Origin of the sequence: Streptomyces sp. MK37H, assembly GCF_018035285.1 — a bacterium.
Lineage (GTDB): Bacteria > Actinomycetota > Actinomycetes > Streptomycetales > Streptomycetaceae > Streptomyces > Streptomyces endocoffeicus.
This window is the reverse complement of sequence record NZ_JAAAYH010000008.1, coordinates 1-15,202: the sequence shown is the minus strand read 5'-3', so window position 1 is coordinate 15,202 and position 15,202 is coordinate 1. Positions and strand designations below refer to the sequence as shown.

The following is a 15,202-nucleotide window of genomic DNA, read 5'->3' as shown; positions in this document are numbered from 1 at the left end:
CTACAACACAACATCCCACGTCAGAGCAGGTTTGGGGTGTTGAGCAACATCGCGGGATCCAGGTCCCTAAGGCCGCCAGAATCTCCCCGTGTCCGAACCGCGCGCGACGCAACATAGACCACGATCGCCGGTTAACCAAACCGGCGAATGCACGCTACAACTGGAGCCATGGCAGCACGATCACTGGAAATCGGGAGCGCGGGAATACGAGCCGCCCGAACCATCGAAATCCTCCGTACCGAACAGCATCTCGCGCAGCGTGAGTTGGCTGAACGGGTGACCACCCTCGGCCATCCCATGTCCAACACGATGCTGTCCCGCATCGAACGCGCCCAGCGCCGCTGCGACGTCGACGACCTCGTCCTGATCGCCGAAGCCCTCCGCGTCTCGCCCCTCGTGCTGCTGCAGGGGCCGAACCCCCTGTGACGAGGCCAGCCCAGCACCGCTGGCCGACCGCACCCGCCACCGAGATAGGACCCACCACCCGTGCAGCATCACTCCGCGATGCCCCCTGCCCGCACGCCCGGCCACTCCGGCGCTGAGGGCGAAGCTGCCCTGCCTCGCCTCTACCGACCCGAGGAGATCGCCGAGACTCTCGGCTGCTCTGCCTGGTGGGTCAAGGACCGAGCACGACGCCGCCTGATCCCCCACACACGAGTCGGTCGCGCCTACCGCTTCACCGCCAGCCATCTCGCCGAGATCGTCCGCCTCCACGAAGAGCGGCCGGTGCGGCCTCCGCGGGGCGTCACACCGGTGGCTGCTCCGGCCTCGACGCCGCCTGCTCAGGCCACCCAGCAACCTCGGCGGACGCGCGGCGCCTCGGCGTCTCACCTGCGTGCCCGGCCGCCGCGTCGGACGCCGTACGACACGGTCGCGTAGCACCCACCAGGCCAAGCGGAACAAGGGGAGGAAAGCGGGACTTGGGTTTCGCGGAGAAGCGCGGGAACTATTGGCGAGGCCGGTACAAGGTCGTGCCCGGCAAGCACCTCACGGTCGTCGACGACAGCGGTAGGGCGATCCGGTTCGCCACCAAGGGTGAGGCACAGCGCGCTGCGAGCGAGGCCGAGAACAAATATCGGCGAGGAGACTGGCGTGACCCGGCGCTCGGCCAGGAGACCTTCGGCGAGTACGCGAACCGCTGGTACGAGGCTCAGGACCTGGCCGCCTCGACCATGCAGAACTACAAGCGTCACATCGAGGAGCATTTGCTCCCCGAGTTCGAGGACAATGCGCTCGCTGGCATCTTGCGCACGGACGTCGATGCCTGGGAGAAGAAGGAGAAGGCCGTGTACGCGGCCTCCAGCGTCAAGACGTGGCGCTCGACCCTCCACCTGATCTTCGAGGACGCGATCGACGAGGGCCTGCTCACCTCCAACCCCGCGGCCAGGCGCCGCGGGCGCGGCAAGCGCGCCGGCCGCTCCCGAAACCGTGGTCCGGAGAAGGTGGTCACCGACCCCCTCGGCATCCTGCTGACCGCCGAGCGGGCCGCTCTCCTGTCGGGGCGCGACGACGAGTTCGTCGCCGTGGTCCTCAAGGGGTACACGGGCATGCGCTGGGGCGAGATCGTCGGCCTTGAGACTGAGTTCGTGCGCCCTGGGGCCTTCCGTGTCGAGTGGCAGCTGTACGAACTCGACTCGGGCGAGCTGGTGCGCTGCCCGCCCAAGGACGACAGCTACCGCACCCTCGACTCGATGGACTGGCTGTCGGCGCTGGTGGCCGACCACATCGCCCGCACGAAACCCACGCCGTGTCCCTGCCACGGCAAGACGTACGTCTTCCGGGGGCAAGGCGCGGCCAGCACCGGCGGCCACCAGGGCGCGAAGCTCGCTGACGTCGCGCGCCGTGCCGGAGTCTCCACGGGCACGGTGTCCAACGTCCTCAACCGCCCCGACCGCGTCACCGAAGCCACGCGAGTGAAGGTGGAGCAGGCCATCGTGGACCTCGGATTCGTGCGGGGTGGCGTGGTGCCGGAGCACGCTGCCCATTGGCGCAGGAACGGTTTTGCAACCTGGCTGTTCACCCCTGCGGTCTCCGGCTGGTACCCGAAGAAGGCGCCGCAGGAGCCACGACCCGTGCCCCTGCTCGCCGAGCCGTGGCCCGGTGTGCCAGCCCGACGGCGCGGCGCCAGTGAGCGGGCCGATGCCTGCTGGCTTCCGATCGCCAAGGGCCTCACCCCCCATGGCCTTCGCCATACCCACCGGACCGTGATGGAGGACCTCGGCACGGAGAAGGTGCTCATGGACGAGCGCATGGGCCACATCGACGGCTCCATCTCCGCGCGCTACGCCCACGTCACCCCCGGCATGCGCAAACGCCTCATGCTCGGTCTGACCGAGCAGTGGGAGGCGGCACTCGACGCACGTCTGGTCATGGGCCCGACCTCACCGGTACGCATGCTCAACGATCTCCTGCGGGCGCGTCTGGCGGCGCGCTAATCACTGCATGTCATCGTCGCGTTGTCCGTGCGTGCGGTAGTCCGACTCGTCCGGATGCCGCGTGCCCTCGGCGGTCCCGTTCGAGTAGCGTGCCCAGCCCGTCACGAACTGCCGTCGTGTCGAGCCGCGGCCCAGGCACGGCATGGGGCCGGGATTGTGCATTCCGGGCGCGATCTCAGATCCGGCGTACGGTACCCGGCCCCATCAGGTGCGCACGTACCCATCCTTGCCGCGGCTCGGCCTTGTACTCGGAGAGCCTGCGCGTCCTCTCCTCGGAGGGTCAGCTCGACTTCGACAACAAAGCTTTCGCCCGGACCGCGATGTCATCATCTTCCAGGCGTACATGGCAGATGATGAGGTCGGATGTGATCCGGCGTAGCAATTTCAGCCACTCGGCTACGAAGGCAGCGATTCCTACGGTCAACTGGCTTCGGTCGTTGAGAAGAAACTCGTAGCTTCCATGGGCGCTGTCCCAGTGCGAATCGATTCTGAGGGAATCTCCGTCGCGAACGATGTTCCACTCGGTGGAGAATGTGTCGGATCCCCAGTGGACCTGTGTTTGAGAGAATCCCGGATTCTGGACTTCTTCAAGCAACGGGACGAGGTCATCAAGCAAGACGGGAATGTCGTAACGGTATTCGAGTCGCACGGGGACCCGGTTCCAGAACAGGATGGCATCTTCGGTCTCCATGGGATACATCTGCCCTGCCGCATCCGCCATGTCGTCGGCTGGCCCAACCTTCAGGGCCTCAGGGTTCCCTGCTTGCAGCCGGAAGTTCATGCTTGTTCCTATCGAGTCAGTGGGTAGGCGTGGACCTTGCCGTTGGGGTACACCTTGACGAAAATGCTGTTCGGTGTGCGCGTCGTGCCATCTGGAAGATACTCTATGCAGTTGTGCCCTTCAGGTAGCCTGAAGAACCCTGTCTTATTCGGCCCTAGTTCGGCTCCGCGTTCCGCTGCGTACTTGACGTCCGCTGCGCTGCCGAACTGCCCCTGGGGTCGTCCGTCTCTTATCGCGCGAGCCGTTCCTTCGGACCAGTCAACGCCGTGCTTGCCGGTCTTGAGTAGTGGCGCTTCAGGCTTGTATTTCTGACCGTCTCTTTCGAAGCCTCTGCCGACCTCGTCTGCCTGTTTCCGCTTGCTGAGGCCGTTCAGATGCTGCTGGCTCTGATGGAAGGATTGCTGTTGCTCCTCGGTGACAGGGTTCGGCTCTTCCGGCTTGGGGCGCGAGCCACTCTGACTTCCGGCATCCGCCTGTCCCTCGGGCGGCCCGTCGGTCGGTGCGCCACCACCCGCAGCGGTCATGAGGACGATGCCGAGCGTCCCCAGCGCGGCGGCGTGGATCGCGGCTTCGATGGTGATCGTGCCTGCTGCGATGCCGGCGCCTGCGAAGGCGAGTCCACCACCCGGCGGGAAGAGGGCGAGGAGAGCGAGGAGGATGAGGGCGAAGCCGAGGTAGGCGAGGAAGTTGTTGAGCGCTTCCAATAGAACAGGGCCCGGCGCATGCGCGCGAAGCGCAGTGCGATCAGCGTGGACCAGGGAACACACCACAGCCCGTATCCGGTCAATGCCGTAAGGCCGGTGCGTCCGGCTCGCTCCTCGCGGAGCAGTACGCCTGGGACCGTCCGCTTGGCACGGCGGATCTGCCACATGTCGACGCCCATCGCGATGGCCAGCACGGCCAGCGGGATGGTCCACAGGATGCCGTTGAGGTCTTCGACCAGTGATTGGGTGTCCCGGGCACCGGGTTGTGCGGCCGCGTAGTTGGTGAGCATGTGGTGAGCACAGGCAGCGGTGATGGGCACTAGCCCCAGGGCCCGCAGCCAGTGGCGACCACGGATGAGGATGCCGACCCCCAGGGCCGCGGCGGCGGTGTAGACGAGATGGGGGCTGGTGTCAGCGGCCGGGTGGGCACCGCCGAAGTCCAGGGTGGTGAAGGGGGCGGGGAACCAGGCAGCGAAGACCTGATCGGGGCCAGGGATCCAGGGCGCTTGCAGGCTGTCGGGGATGATCCAGCCCCCGGCCGGGTGGCTGATGGCCCGGGCCGCGTCCAGGCCGAACCTGGCCACCGCCTCCAGCAGCCCGAACCCCGCGCCCAGCGCCGCGCCGGTGACTACGTAGTCGGTCAGGCCCCACTGGCGGCGGATCTTGACGTTCCACGCCGCCAGCAGCAGCGGCGTGATCTTGACCAGCTCCTCGATGACCGGGTCGACGGTGTAACTGGCCGTCTTCACGGTGTTGAGCAGCGCCCCACCATGGGGCTGGTCGGAGACGGTGCGTGTATACGCGTACTCCAGCAGCACGGTCACTATGCCGCAGCCGTAGACGCCCACTGCGATCGCCAGCAGGACGGTGGAGACCCGCACCGAACGCGTCGGCGATGACAACACCAGCAGCTGCACCACGCCGTACACCGTCGCGGCCACCATCAACACCGCCATGCCCAGCCCCCCACAGCTGTCGGCTCAAGTGCGCGAGCGTAAGGGCCTGTTGGATGGCGTACAAGGGCCTCTCATGCCGCGCGTGTCGGCCCCGCGGCGTTCAAGAACCTTGCTGTCCGAGGACAACGATGCGGACGCCGTTCGGGGCCGCGACGGCGATGCGGTTGCGCTCGTCGCGGGTTGCGGCGAAGACCACGAGATCCTTCAAGCCTCGCCACCGCTGCCAATCCATCTGCTCGGGGTCCGGTCGCAGAACACCGTAAGGCTTGCCGTCGAGGTAGATCGCTGCCCCATCGGCAATACGCGAGCTGTGGCGTATCTGGGGTGTCGATCCGGTCGCTACCTGCACCCAGGCGGTCACGGCGTCGTGCAGTGCAGGAATACTCGCATCAGGTCCGATTTCCAGGGTTGGATTTGCTGGAATACGGGGGCGGCCCGCTGTTCTCGGTGTCCGAGGCGAAGGAGGGCGGCGACGTGCAGTGGGCTGGGCGCCGGTCAGCAACCGAGCAGCCTGCCGTGCGACATTGTCCGTGCCTCCTTGCTGTGGGGCCATGACACGGACCGAGCCGCGGGGAGAGCTTAGCCACCGATCACGCTCTGCGGCCCGGGAGAATTCTTCCGCCGCGGCAGCGTACTGCGAGGTCGTCCACACCTGAGCCCACCGGTTGCCAGCGAGGTACGCCGGGCGGGACAGGCGGTGCGGAATGACACGGTGGGACAGCGACCAAGTCACAAACTCCCGTAAGGGCGCCCGGACTTCGCTCCAGACTCCGTGCCCATCACCAGGGCACACACGTTCGTCTTCGCACGGTTCGACTGCGAAGCGGGCGAGACCTTCGGTGACCTGCCACTGCGACTCGGGCTCATCGCTGGGTGGCCTGGCGCGGACGCCAGGGACTTCGCCGAGCCAGGGACGTCGGTGGGTAGCTACCCAGCAGACCGCGACACCGTCGGCGGCGTAGCGTTCGGTGCGTTGGGTGATGTCGTATGCGGTGATCGGGGACAACTGAGCTTCCCAGGCCATTCGCTGGGGGCCGTCCGGCGAGGTGGCCAGGACATCCGCCCGCCACCGCCCGCTGGCGGCGGGCACCTCCAGCTCCGCGTGCCAGCCGGCTTCCCTCGCGGCGAGGACGAGCTCCAGCTTGAGCAGGCGGTGTTCCATCGTCTCCCCGGTCAGAGAGCACGTGGGCGAGCCAGGATCGTGGGCGAAGAATCGCAGACCGCGGCGGGAGACTTTGGCCCGCAGTCCACGGCCGCATTCCGGGCAGGTCAGAGGGACCCGGGGCCGTACGCGGTGGATGGCCGACCAAGACCAGTCACAGCCGAGGCCCTCGGCCGTGGCATCGATCCGACCGCGCTCTGGGTGCATCGCCGTCATCGGCACCTGGTACCCCTCTCCGACCAGATCCTTCGTGCCAGTCTCCACGGTGGCAGAGGACACTGACATCGCCGTTCGGGCCGCATCTCGCCAGGTGTTCAGTGCGGTGCGGGTCCCAGCGCGGCCCAGCCTGAGGGCGGTTCGGGGGCCTGGGGCGGGCGTTTGCCGCTGGGGTTGCCGTCGGGGTGCTGGTTGATCCAGGACAGGCCGCCCAGGTCGAGGTTGTGCCGGGCACGGGTGACGGCGACGTAGGCGAGGCGTGCCTCGGCGTCGTCGATGTCGCCGGGCAACGGGTCGCCGTTCTCGTCGGTCTCTTCCTGGTCGGCCGGTTCCTCGAAGTCCTCGCCGATGCGTACGGAGGCCCATTCGCGCCCCTTGGCCTTGTGGGCGGTGGAGACGACGATCTCGGCCCCTTGCTCGGCTGCGAGCCGGTCCACCGCTTGCAGGATGACGTCCACCCCGTGCTCGTCGACCAGGTCGACGAGAGGCAGCAGGTCACGTCCGGACGGGTCGTACTCGGCGTACTCCTGGAGTTCGCCCCAGTTCTCGAAGAGGATGAGTTCGGGGTGGGTGCTGCGTTTGCCGGCCTTCAGATCGCGGGCGGCCCGGGCCAGGGCTCGCAGTGCGTCGCCGCCGCCGACCAGTGCGACGCGGCGGCCGGCTTCCAGCTGGCGCATCACTTCGAGCATGGCGCCGACGTTGGACCGGCACAAGATCGCGTCTGGTTCCTCCAGCCGTTCGAGCCGGGTGTTGATGGCCGGAGTGCCGGTCAGGCGGATCGGAGAGTCGACGAGGCGCAGCCACCGGTTGGCTTCCTCGGCCAGCGCGGCACCGAAGCGGAACGACTGCGACAGGGCCAGCTGGGTGCCGTCGAAGTCGCTCATCACGTCTCGCGCTCCCCGCCAGCCGTAGATAGCCTGGGCGGAGTCGCCGACCATCACCAGCTGGGAGTGGTCCCGCTGGGCGTTGAAGACCTGCTCGACCACCGGGTTGGTGTCCTGTGCCTCGTCCAGCAGCAGAAAGTCCGCCTCGATCCTCGGCTCGGTCAACGCCCAGATCTTCAGGTAGTGGTCGTGATCGAAGCGGACAACGCCTTCCTGCGGATTCTGGAGGTCGTCCCATGCCTTGGCGGCGTACGGCAGGACGATGTCCACGAGCTGGGCGTGCAGATCCTTGGCCTCGACGCCTCGCAGGCGGGGCACGTGGTGGCGCTTGATGACGCGGTCCGCGGACTGGCAGAAGCGGGTGACGGTCCGCAACACGGTGTAGGAGAGGGCCTTGTTGGTGACGTTGCGTTCGCCGATCCGGACCCGCATGTTGATGGAGATGCCCAGGGAGGCACCGGTCTTCCAGCCAGGCACCCGGGGCGCGTTCATCCGTGCTCCGTACTTGTGGCCCACCGCTGCGAAGGCGAGCGAGTGCGCGGTCTTGCACCGCACATTGCCGGGGAACTTGCGGGCGGCGTCGTTCGCGATCGACTTGTTGAACGCTATGTACCGGCCGGGCTTCGCCGTGCTGGCCGCGAGCATCGCCAGCGTCGTCGTCTTACCGGTCCCGGCTCCGGCCTGCAGGACCATGTGGCCCCCGCGCCGGAAGGTATCGACGGCCGTACTCTGCTCGGCGGTAGGTGCGGGCATCGTGCTCCTCAAAAGGGTGGATGCGGCTTCACAGCGCGATTGAACGGTGACACACGGAGAGGGTGTGCGTCTATCGATCACCAGCTCCGCTGTGTCTCCGTCCCGGCGGGGTCGCGCGGGGTTGGGGCGGGCCGAGTTCCTCCAGGGTGTCCCTGAGGCCGAGTCCGATGGCCGAGGCGCACAGCCGTGAGTCGAGCACGTCAAGCCGTACGGTCACGGTGGCACCGGTGAGTGGTTTGCCCAGCAGGAGAGACAGGTCGTTGCGTTCCTGAGTGTTGAGCGCGGCCAGCGTTTGCTTCCATGCCTTCGTGCGCCGCTCCGGACTACTCCACGCCAACGGAATCGACGGCACCCGGTGCGAGGCATTGCCGTGGGCGGAGGGCATTTGGACGTGAGTCCAAGGCCGGGACACACCCCCCCCTCGCCGACTCGCTGTCTTGAATCCCAAACGACGTGCACTCGACGATAGTGCTTGAACTCCGCGCGCGCTCCTAAGAAAATCCCAAACGGCGTGCACCCAGTAGCCCGCGGTCTACGTCTTCTACTGTCCTTCCTGAAGCCAGGGATCACCGGCTTACTCGTCCGCTGGGAGATCCCCCGACCTCAGGAAGGAACCACGTGCAACCGAGGCTGATGTACGTGATCATCGCGGTCCTCACGGCGCTTGTCGCCGCTCTGGCCGGCAGCGTCGTGACCGTCGTCGAGGGAGGGCGTCCCACGGCGGCCTTCAAGACCGGAGCATTGACCTTCGCCGGCTCCCTGACACTCCTCATCGTGGTCATGGGCGCCCTGGGTGTGGTGGGCTCGTGAGCGACATGAGTGCCCTTGGAGGACACATGCAGGCCGAGGGTGCCTCCTCGCTCGACGAGGTGCTCGCGAAGGTGCGCCGACACCGCACGCACCTCTCGCGGCTGATGAACGCCCACGATGCGACTCGCCTCGTCCTCGGGCTGCTGTATCTGAGCCGGACCGCGCACGCTGCTCCCGGCACCGGCGTACCGACGTGGTCGTGGTTGCTGGGTCAGCCAGCAGGGCACGGTTCAGGAATCCGCGCTGCCGTGAGCAAGTGTCTGAGCCACTGGCTTCCCGTAGCCGACGAACAGGGCGCCGACGTGGGCATGAGGAGCCTGATGCCCATTCCGCCCTCCGGTTCCGAACGATCACTGCACGCTCTCATCCAAGCCATCGGCTCCACCCAGCGGGTCGGGCCCCTGCTCGACCAGTGCCTCCATGACCTCTCGGCGGACCAGGCCCAGGCAGACGGCAGCCACTACTTCACGCCGGATGACATGACACGTCTCATGGTCGGTGCGGCCGTCCCCGGCGACGGGCACAGAGTGCTGGACCCGGTCTGCGGTTCAGGGGGACTGCTCGTCGAGAGTCACCGCTATGTCCGCGAACGCGTCGAGCTGCATCCGGCCATGTCCTTGCAGGGGAAGGAACAGCACGCCCACACCTCACAGGTGGCCCGCATGAACTTCGCGGTGCGGGGGATCACGGCCCACGTCTTCCCGCCCGGGGACAGCCTCGCGGAGCCCGAACTCGAGCCCTACGACATCATCCTGGCTAACCTTCCCTTCAACCAGCGCGATTGGGCGCCGGAGGACAAGACGGAGCAAGGCGCCCGCTGGTCGGCTCTTCCTGTCCCTGTCGATCCCCGGTGGCCGGATGAATCGCCATCCCGAGGGTCCGCCAACTCCGCGTGGATTCAGCACATCGCGCATGCGCTGGCTCCGGCCGGACGTGCTGTCTTCCTGATGGCCGACAGCGCGGCCAATAGCAGACAACCCCACACCCGAAGGCTCCGTGAACGCCTCCTGTGTGACGATCTCGTCGAGTGCGTGATCGCTCTGCCACCTCGCGTGTTCGGTCACAGCAAAGCCACGGCCTGTCTGTGGGTGCTCAACAGGGACAAGAGCGCGCGTCCCGGCTGGGGCGTCCTGGACCGTCGCCGGCAGGTGCTTTTCGTCAACGCGCGGCGAGCCTTCGAACCGGTCCCGGATTCGAGATCAAGGAGGCTGGGCAACAAGAACACGGCATTGATCCTGACCACCTTGGCGGCCTGGCGTGGCCTCTCCGAGAACGGTTCTGCGGCCTCGCCGTACAACGACGCAGCTGGCTGGTCCCGAAGCTGCTCCACCGAGGAGATCGCCGACCGGGAGTACAGCCTGATGCCGACTTCGTACGCCGTGGAGGCTCCCAGCCCCGAACGGGACACACGGAGCCGGGTCGAGCAGCTCAAACTCGAACTGGCCGATCAGTTCGACCAGATGCGCGACCTGGAACTCCGACTGCTGGACGTCTTGGAGGAGATCTGATGGAAGCCAATGCCGAAGAGGCCGACTCAGGTAGGGCGGCTTGGCAGACGACCTCCATCAAAATCGAGCGGGCCCGCAGGGACATATACACCACCTCCGGTTTCCTCGACGACGCGGCTGCCGATCAGACTGCAGGAGTCGTTAGCTCGACGTTCGTCCAGGACGGCAGGATCCTCTCGCCCAGGGCCAATGAGTGTCGGCTGGGCGAATCCCCGCCCAGCCGGGCAACCCTCAGGGAGGGCGACCTGGCCGTCGTTCTCGTCCGGCGGGTGGGCGACTCCGCACTGGTCACCGCCGAGCACGCGGGATGTACAGCGACCAGGTCGATCGGCATCATCCGCGCTGAGCCGCACATAGTGCGGTGGCTGCGTATCTGGCTACAGACACCCACGGCGAAGGCCCGCATCGACGAGGACGTGACGGCACATGTCGAGCCCACCATCAGCCTCGACACCCTCCACCGCATGCTGTTTCCGCTGCCCCCGCCATACGTCATCACCGCATACCACCGGGCCTTCGGCCTCATCGAGGAGATGACCGCCCTCTACCAGGAGACCGCGTGCAAGGCAGTGCAACTGGCCGACGCCCTCCATGACGACTGGGCGTCGACGATTCCACCATGGGAGACACACCCGCTCGCGAAGGTCGCCAAACCGAAGACGGGCGAAGGCTCCGAACGCTCGCTTCCCTCGTTACCCACAGAACTCACCACCGATGTAGCCGACGTAATCGCCCCCAAAGATCTCTACGGCCTCCCCGTGCCCCACGTTCAGAGATTCCGTCTGAGTAGCCCAGCGAACGGCGGCAAGGCACATCCTCCCGGCACCTTGATGCTGAGCACCCGTTCCGACGGCGCACACATCGCCGTGCCGCGCCGACCAGCAACACCTCTCAGGGGCGTCGTGGCCGTACGACCTATTGAGGACGAGGACGGTTGGTGGCTGCTCCACGAACTCAGGAGTAGGAGCAGCGACATCGCACGGCTGGCGCAGGGCCAGAACGGGCGGGAAATCTCCGCCGGCGCCCTCAAGCGCCTGGAGGTCACCTGGCCGGACCGGTTCACGCGCACCGACTTCCACACGATGGCCGATCCCCTGCACGCCGTGGCGCGACTCCTGGTCGCCAAGATCGCGACGCTGCACACCCTGCGGGACGCACTCCTGCGCGACATCTCAGCGAAGGCCGGTGTTCTCCGGGAACCGACAGCCGAGCAGGAAGAGCAGGGCACTCCTGCTCCTCGCCCCACTGCGGGCCCTGCACCGAGGGGATGACCGGCAATAAGTGAGGAATGGTCCCCGGCGTTCGCGGAGCCAGGAACGGCCTGACGGAGGAGTCACCGACCGTGAGCACTGCACGGAGCGTGGCCTCACCCTCTCGGTGATCGTGGCATTCGAGAAGCTGGTCGGCGGCGGCTTTAGCAATGCGGTGGAGCGCACTCCCGCCGCCGGTCAGCGCCACCGGGATGCCCAGCTCCAAGAAGGCCAGGACTTCTTGCATGGCGTCGGCGTTGCCCCGACACAACACCGCGTCCGGATGCGCCAGCTTGTCGATGCAGGAAGAGCTGGGCCGGTGCCCGGTGAGCTGCATCTCGGACTCGGCGTGTCTGAGCCAGCGGTTGGCCGCCGTGACGATCGCCGGACCGAAGCGGAAGGACTGGGTGAGGTGGAGGCGATCGGCCGGAAAGCCGGTCATCACGTCCCGCGCGCTGCGCCATCCGTAGATCTGCTGGGCCGGGTCACCTACACAGATCCGCTGCGCCTCTTGGGCGAGGAAGACCTCCTCCAGATCAAGATTGGTGTCCTGGGCCTCGTCCAGCAAGACGAAGTCGGCGGGCAGCACTGGCTTGGTCATCGCCCACAACTTCATGTAGTGATCGTGCTCGAACCGCAGCTTGCCCGCGACGGAGCAGGTGTCCTGCCAGGCCCGATGCGCGTAGGGCAGCAGAGCGCGCGAGGAACTCCTGCGCCTGATCGTCGCGTCCGTTGACCCACTCCATGTGGCGGGCCATGACCTGTCGGTCGGTCGTGTAGTGGGCCGTGTGTTTGGCGGGGATGCGCGCCGAGTTGTTAAGGCGCTCGCGGTAGTGAACGTCCCCGTGCGTCGTCAGCGATCGACCGGTTGAAGGCGACGTACAACCCATGTCTACGGGTCGCGGAGCCCATCAGGATCAGCGAGGATGTCTTGCCGGTCCCGGCCCGGGCGACTAGCGCCAGATCCCGTCCCGAGGCGAATAACTCGCGGGCAGCCTACTGCTCTTGGGCCGGCGCAATGGCCACAGGAGTCCTCGCTGGGAAGCGCGGCTTCATGTACCGCAGCCCGCAGGCTGGGTTCTCTCTCATGACGAACCGTCAATATGGTCTTATGTTCGGTGTTCGGTGGCGTGATGGGCGTGTCCGGTGGGTGGAGGCTGCGGCAGGAGGGCGGGACCTGTTGGCCTGACGGGGGCTGGGGGGCTTTGCAGTGAGTCGTTCACTGAGGTGCATTGAGGATGCAGGAGGCGGGACAACAGCGCTTTGTCCACGTGAGTTGATTGCCTCGTGCTAGTGTCGATTTCGCCTGCGACGCGTGGAGCGGAGCATGGTCGCTTCAGGGTTCCCCCTGGGGTAGGCAACGTGGAGGCATGCTTCCTCACGCCGCGGACTATGCCGAGTGCCGCGTTGCCGCCGAAGACCACGCTGGGGCTTGCCTCAGACGAGTCGGAGGGGATGCGCCTGACGGCTTGAGTCGTCCGACCTCCCGGGCACGGACCACATTCGTGTGGCACCCGGGAGCAAGCGGGATGATCGGTAATTCAACTGTTCCGTGCTCTTCGGCGTGCCCAACTACGCCCAGGAGGGCATCGGAACATGACCACGATCTTTGAAGAGACGGCCGCTCCGCACGATCACGTACCTCCGCGACCGGTGGACAAGCTCCCCGAGCTTGCTCCGATCGCTGCCCGCCGCAAGGCGGCTGAGAAGCTCGTCGACACGTTCGACCTCGCGCCAGATGCGGCCGAGTGCGTCGCCAATGCCGTAGTGGACCCGGCCGAACTCCGCCGATCGATCGAGACTCCGACGGCGCTGGCCATCACGGGAGGCACCCTCCTCGCTGTTCGTGCGAGGGTGTGGACACGTCGCACGCTGCCCGATATCCGAAACCCCCGCATCGGTGATGCCCGCCGCCATCCCATCGCGATCGAGCCGGGGACGGACGAGGAGTCTCGGTTCGCGCCCGTTGACGACCCCACCAGCAACGGCATCACGCCCCACCTCGAAATCGAAGTCGAATCATCCGAGCACATGGCGTGGGCCTCGGCTCTCGCAGCCCGCGCGGTGCTCGCTGCGAACGACTGGCGATACTCGATTCGTAATCAGGGCGTACTGACTGAGGTATGGCTGGTTGCCAACCGCTACAGGCACTCCGGCGAAGAGAGCTCAGACCTGTGGGCTATGACCACTGCCGAGGGGTCGTCGCGAACCACTGCCGCCCACGACCTCCTCGGAGACGGCAACAGCGTCGAGGTCGTCGTGAAGGCCGAATCCGACACCTTCATGAGGGGTCGGATCAAGGAACTGAACACGGCATTTGAGCAAGGTCCCACGGTCAAGCAGTCCGAGGCGCTGCGCTGCGAGACCATGCCGGCGCTCATTCTCGTCGGCTACCGACCTCTGCCCGGCGGGCCCGACCGCTTCTCCTCCGCGGTCAAGTCGCTTGTAGCGCTTCGGCATGTCGACGCCCCGAAGGAGTGGGGCGAAGGGCCAGAACTCGAGTCACTCGCGGACGAGGCGCTGACCGTCATGGAGGACCGAGGGATCCTCACCCCTCTGCGTCGTAGGTGGCTAGCCGGCGCCATCAGCCGTTCCCAGGCTAAGACTGCCCATCTGCCGACCGACCCGGCTATCCGGGCAGCCGAGATCATTGCCCTGTTCACCAGCAACGACCAGGCCGTTCGTGACGCGATCCGAGATGCTGTGACCCGTCAGTCGACCCGCAAGCGCATCACCAAGAATGTCCGGGTGAAGCTCGCGGTGGCTTTGATCGTGAGGTCTGTGGCCGGGGAAGGGGCCAGTCCCGACCGGGTGCGTCGCTACATGCAGCACGGATTCGTCTCGGTGCGCGACAACCACTTCAACCCCACGCATCGCGATGCCGACGCGGTACTTGGGGACGCCCTCAGCGATTTCGACGCAGACCCGGCAGGAACGCCTGGCCAGGCACGACTCGAACTCGCTGCCCGTGCTGCGTACCCGCTCATTGCCACGCTGTCGCTGTGGGCCGACCGAGGCACCAGCAACAACCCGAACGCTGATGACCGGCGCCGCCCGGGTGAGGTCATCGACACGATGCTCACGTCACGCCTAGGAATCCAGCAGCTGCATCGGGCCATCGTCGACCACAACGACGGCCGTTCCGCTCTGCGTGCAGTCAACGAAGACGGCACCATTCGTCTCACCGATGACCGTGCGCAGGATCAGACACTCAACGACGTATACCTTCGCTCGACGTTCCCGAAGGCCGGCTCGCCGGCTCGGCCGACATCCATGGACACCCCTGACGACGCGTTGCGTGACGCTGCTGCTGCCCTTGGCGCCGCTGTACGTCAGCTCGAAGAGACCATGGCTGCCCTACGGGGAGTCAAGGCGGGGGATGGAACGGATCACGTCGAGATGGTGGGCATCGACCTCAGCCATGTCAAGGAATGGAAGGGCATTCTGGACGCAGTCGGCGCCGACCTGGACTTCTGGGGCCGTATCTGGGAACGCCGCAACCGCAGGGGAGGCCACTCGACCGCGAGGCGGGAAGACAGCTGGACCGCCGAGTTTCTCGACAGCCCGGACGAGGCGGTTGAGGAGTGGAACGACCAGGACGCTGCTGAGGTCGCTTCATGACCCCTGGGAAGCTTGCGTCCCTCGCGGCATATGCAGGGGACTGGTTGCGCAACGATGGACCGGCCGGGCCGCTGCCGTTCGGACCGAAGGCCACCTTCAGCGCGGCTAAGGCGGTCTACGTC

The 15,202-nt window shown here is 66.5% G+C and carries 13 protein-coding genes and 2 pseudogenes; 7 read left to right on the top strand and 8 right to left on the bottom strand.

Features of this window, described 5'->3' with window-relative positions:
* Positions 1-168: 168 nt before the first annotated feature.
* The 3 genes from GWI24_RS02635 to GWI24_RS02630 all read left to right on the top strand — a co-directional run bounded on the left by GWI24_RS02635 (position 169) and on the right by GWI24_RS02630 (position 2,435).
* Positions 169-426, top strand: a complete 258-nt coding sequence (locus tag GWI24_RS02635; protein ID WP_210944268.1) for a helix-turn-helix domain-containing protein — start codon at positions 169-171, stop codon at positions 424-426.
* A 78-nt stretch (positions 427-504) separates the two neighbouring features.
* Positions 505-879: a helix-turn-helix domain-containing protein gene (locus GWI24_RS44775; protein ID WP_247615772.1), complete on the top strand. Its 375-nt coding sequence runs from the start codon at positions 505-507 to the stop codon at positions 877-879.
* Positions 880-920: 41 nt separating this feature from the next.
* The gene (locus GWI24_RS02630; protein ID WP_210944267.1) at positions 921-2,435 is read left to right on the top strand and encodes a LacI family DNA-binding transcriptional regulator; all 1,515 of its coding nucleotides are present in this window, start codon (positions 921-923) and stop codon (positions 2,433-2,435) included.
* Positions 2,436-2,715: 280 nt separating this feature from the next.
* Here the strand turns inward: GWI24_RS02630 and GWI24_RS02625 are convergent, their stop codons facing one another.
* The 7 genes and pseudogenes from GWI24_RS02625 to GWI24_RS02600 all read right to left on the bottom strand — a co-directional run bounded on the left by GWI24_RS02625 (position 2,716) and on the right by GWI24_RS02600 (position 8,276).
* Positions 2,716-3,216, bottom strand: a complete 501-nt coding sequence (locus GWI24_RS02625) for a hypothetical protein (RefSeq protein WP_210944266.1) — start codon at positions 3,214-3,216, stop codon at positions 2,716-2,718.
* Between the two features lie 8 nt (positions 3,217-3,224).
* Positions 3,225-3,740 carry a hypothetical protein gene (locus tag GWI24_RS02620; protein WP_210944265.1) on the bottom strand — a complete coding sequence of 172 codons (516 nt, stop codon included), beginning with the start codon at positions 3,738-3,740 and terminating at the stop codon, positions 3,225-3,227.
* A complete protein-coding gene (locus tag GWI24_RS02615) occupies positions 3,737-4,876 on the bottom strand; it encodes a PrsW family glutamic-type intramembrane protease (RefSeq protein WP_210944264.1) in 1,140 nt (379 codons plus the stop codon). The genes GWI24_RS02620 and GWI24_RS02615 overlap by 4 nt, the downstream gene beginning before the upstream one ends.
* Positions 4,877-4,976: 100 nt before the next feature.
* Positions 4,977-5,237 (bottom strand): hypothetical protein, encoded by a 261-nt coding sequence (locus GWI24_RS44770; RefSeq protein WP_247615771.1) that lies wholly within the window; start codon positions 5,235-5,237, stop codon positions 4,977-4,979.
* 576 nt (positions 5,238-5,813) lie between these two features.
* Positions 5,814-6,245, bottom strand: a pseudogene (locus GWI24_RS46735) (competence protein CoiA); the annotation flags it as partial.
* A 107-nt stretch (positions 6,246-6,352) separates the two neighbouring features.
* Positions 6,353-7,891 (bottom strand): UvrD-helicase domain-containing protein, encoded by a 1,539-nt coding sequence (locus GWI24_RS02605; protein WP_210944262.1) that lies wholly within the window; start codon positions 7,889-7,891, stop codon positions 6,353-6,355.
* 70 nt (positions 7,892-7,961) lie between these two features.
* Positions 7,962-8,276, bottom strand: coding sequence for a TIGR02679 domain-containing protein (locus GWI24_RS02600; RefSeq protein ID WP_210944261.1), 315 nt, complete (start codon positions 8,274-8,276; stop codon positions 7,962-7,964).
* 233 nt (positions 8,277-8,509) lie between these two features.
* Here GWI24_RS02600 and GWI24_RS02595 point away from each other — a divergent pair, with 233 nt between their 5' ends.
* Genes GWI24_RS02595 through GWI24_RS02585 form a run of 3 tightly spaced genes read left to right on the top strand, consistent with a single transcriptional unit; the run spans position 8,510 to position 11,480 of the window.
* Complete coding sequence (locus GWI24_RS02595; RefSeq protein ID WP_210944260.1) at positions 8,510-8,701, top strand: hypothetical protein; 192 nt, start codon at positions 8,510-8,512, stop codon at positions 8,699-8,701.
* 5 nt (positions 8,702-8,706) lie between these two features.
* Entirely contained in the window at positions 8,707-10,209 is a 1,503-nt protein-coding gene (locus GWI24_RS02590; protein ID WP_247615779.1) for an N-6 DNA methylase, read from the top strand.
* Positions 10,209-11,480 carry a hypothetical protein gene (locus tag GWI24_RS02585; protein WP_210944259.1) on the top strand — a complete coding sequence of 424 codons (1,272 nt, stop codon included), beginning with the start codon at positions 10,209-10,211 and terminating at the stop codon, positions 11,478-11,480. The genes GWI24_RS02590 and GWI24_RS02585 overlap by 1 nt, the downstream gene beginning before the upstream one ends.
* Before the next feature lie 487 nt (positions 11,481-11,967).
* Here the strand turns inward: GWI24_RS02585 and GWI24_RS44765 are convergent.
* A pseudogene (locus tag GWI24_RS44765) lies at positions 11,968-12,060 on the bottom strand (hypothetical protein); the annotation flags it as partial.
* Between the two features lie 995 nt (positions 12,061-13,055).
* Between GWI24_RS44765 and GWI24_RS02575 the strand changes: the two are divergent.
* Positions 13,056-15,080 carry a hypothetical protein gene (locus GWI24_RS02575; protein WP_210944258.1) on the top strand — a complete coding sequence of 675 codons (2,025 nt, stop codon included), beginning with the start codon at positions 13,056-13,058 and terminating at the stop codon, positions 15,078-15,080.
* The last annotated feature ends 122 nt before the right edge of the window (positions 15,081-15,202 follow it).

Excerpts from the sequence above, each read along its gene's own strand:
- GWI24_RS02635 (WP_210944268.1), top strand. The coding sequence starts at position 169 with ATGGCAGCACGATCACTGGAAATCGGGAGCGCGGGAATACGAGCCGCC.
- GWI24_RS02625 (WP_210944266.1), bottom strand. The coding sequence starts at position 3,216 with ATGAACTTCCGGCTGCAAGCAGGGAACCCTGAGGCCCTGAAGGTTGGG.
- GWI24_RS02600 (WP_210944261.1), bottom strand. The coding sequence starts at position 8,276 with ATGCCCTCCGCCCACGGCAATGCCTCGCACCGGGTGCCGTCGATTCCG.
- GWI24_RS02590 (WP_247615779.1), top strand. The coding sequence starts at position 8,707 with ATGAGTGCCCTTGGAGGACACATGCAGGCCGAGGGTGCCTCCTCGCTC.
- GWI24_RS02615 (WP_210944264.1), bottom strand. The coding sequence starts at position 4,876 with ATGGCGGTGTTGATGGTGGCCGCGACGGTGTACGGCGTGGTGCAGCTG.
- GWI24_RS02585 (WP_210944259.1), top strand. The coding sequence starts at position 10,209 with ATGGAAGCCAATGCCGAAGAGGCCGACTCAGGTAGGGCGGCTTGGCAG.
- GWI24_RS02620 (WP_210944265.1), bottom strand. The coding sequence starts at position 3,740 with ATGACCGCTGCGGGTGGTGGCGCACCGACCGACGGGCCGCCCGAGGGA.
- GWI24_RS02605 (WP_210944262.1), bottom strand. The coding sequence starts at position 7,891 with ATGCCCGCACCTACCGCCGAGCAGAGTACGGCCGTCGATACCTTCCGG.
- GWI24_RS02575 (WP_210944258.1), top strand. The coding sequence starts at position 13,056 with ATGACCACGATCTTTGAAGAGACGGCCGCTCCGCACGATCACGTACCT.
- GWI24_RS44775 (WP_247615772.1), top strand. The coding sequence starts at position 505 with ATGCCCCCTGCCCGCACGCCCGGCCACTCCGGCGCTGAGGGCGAAGCT.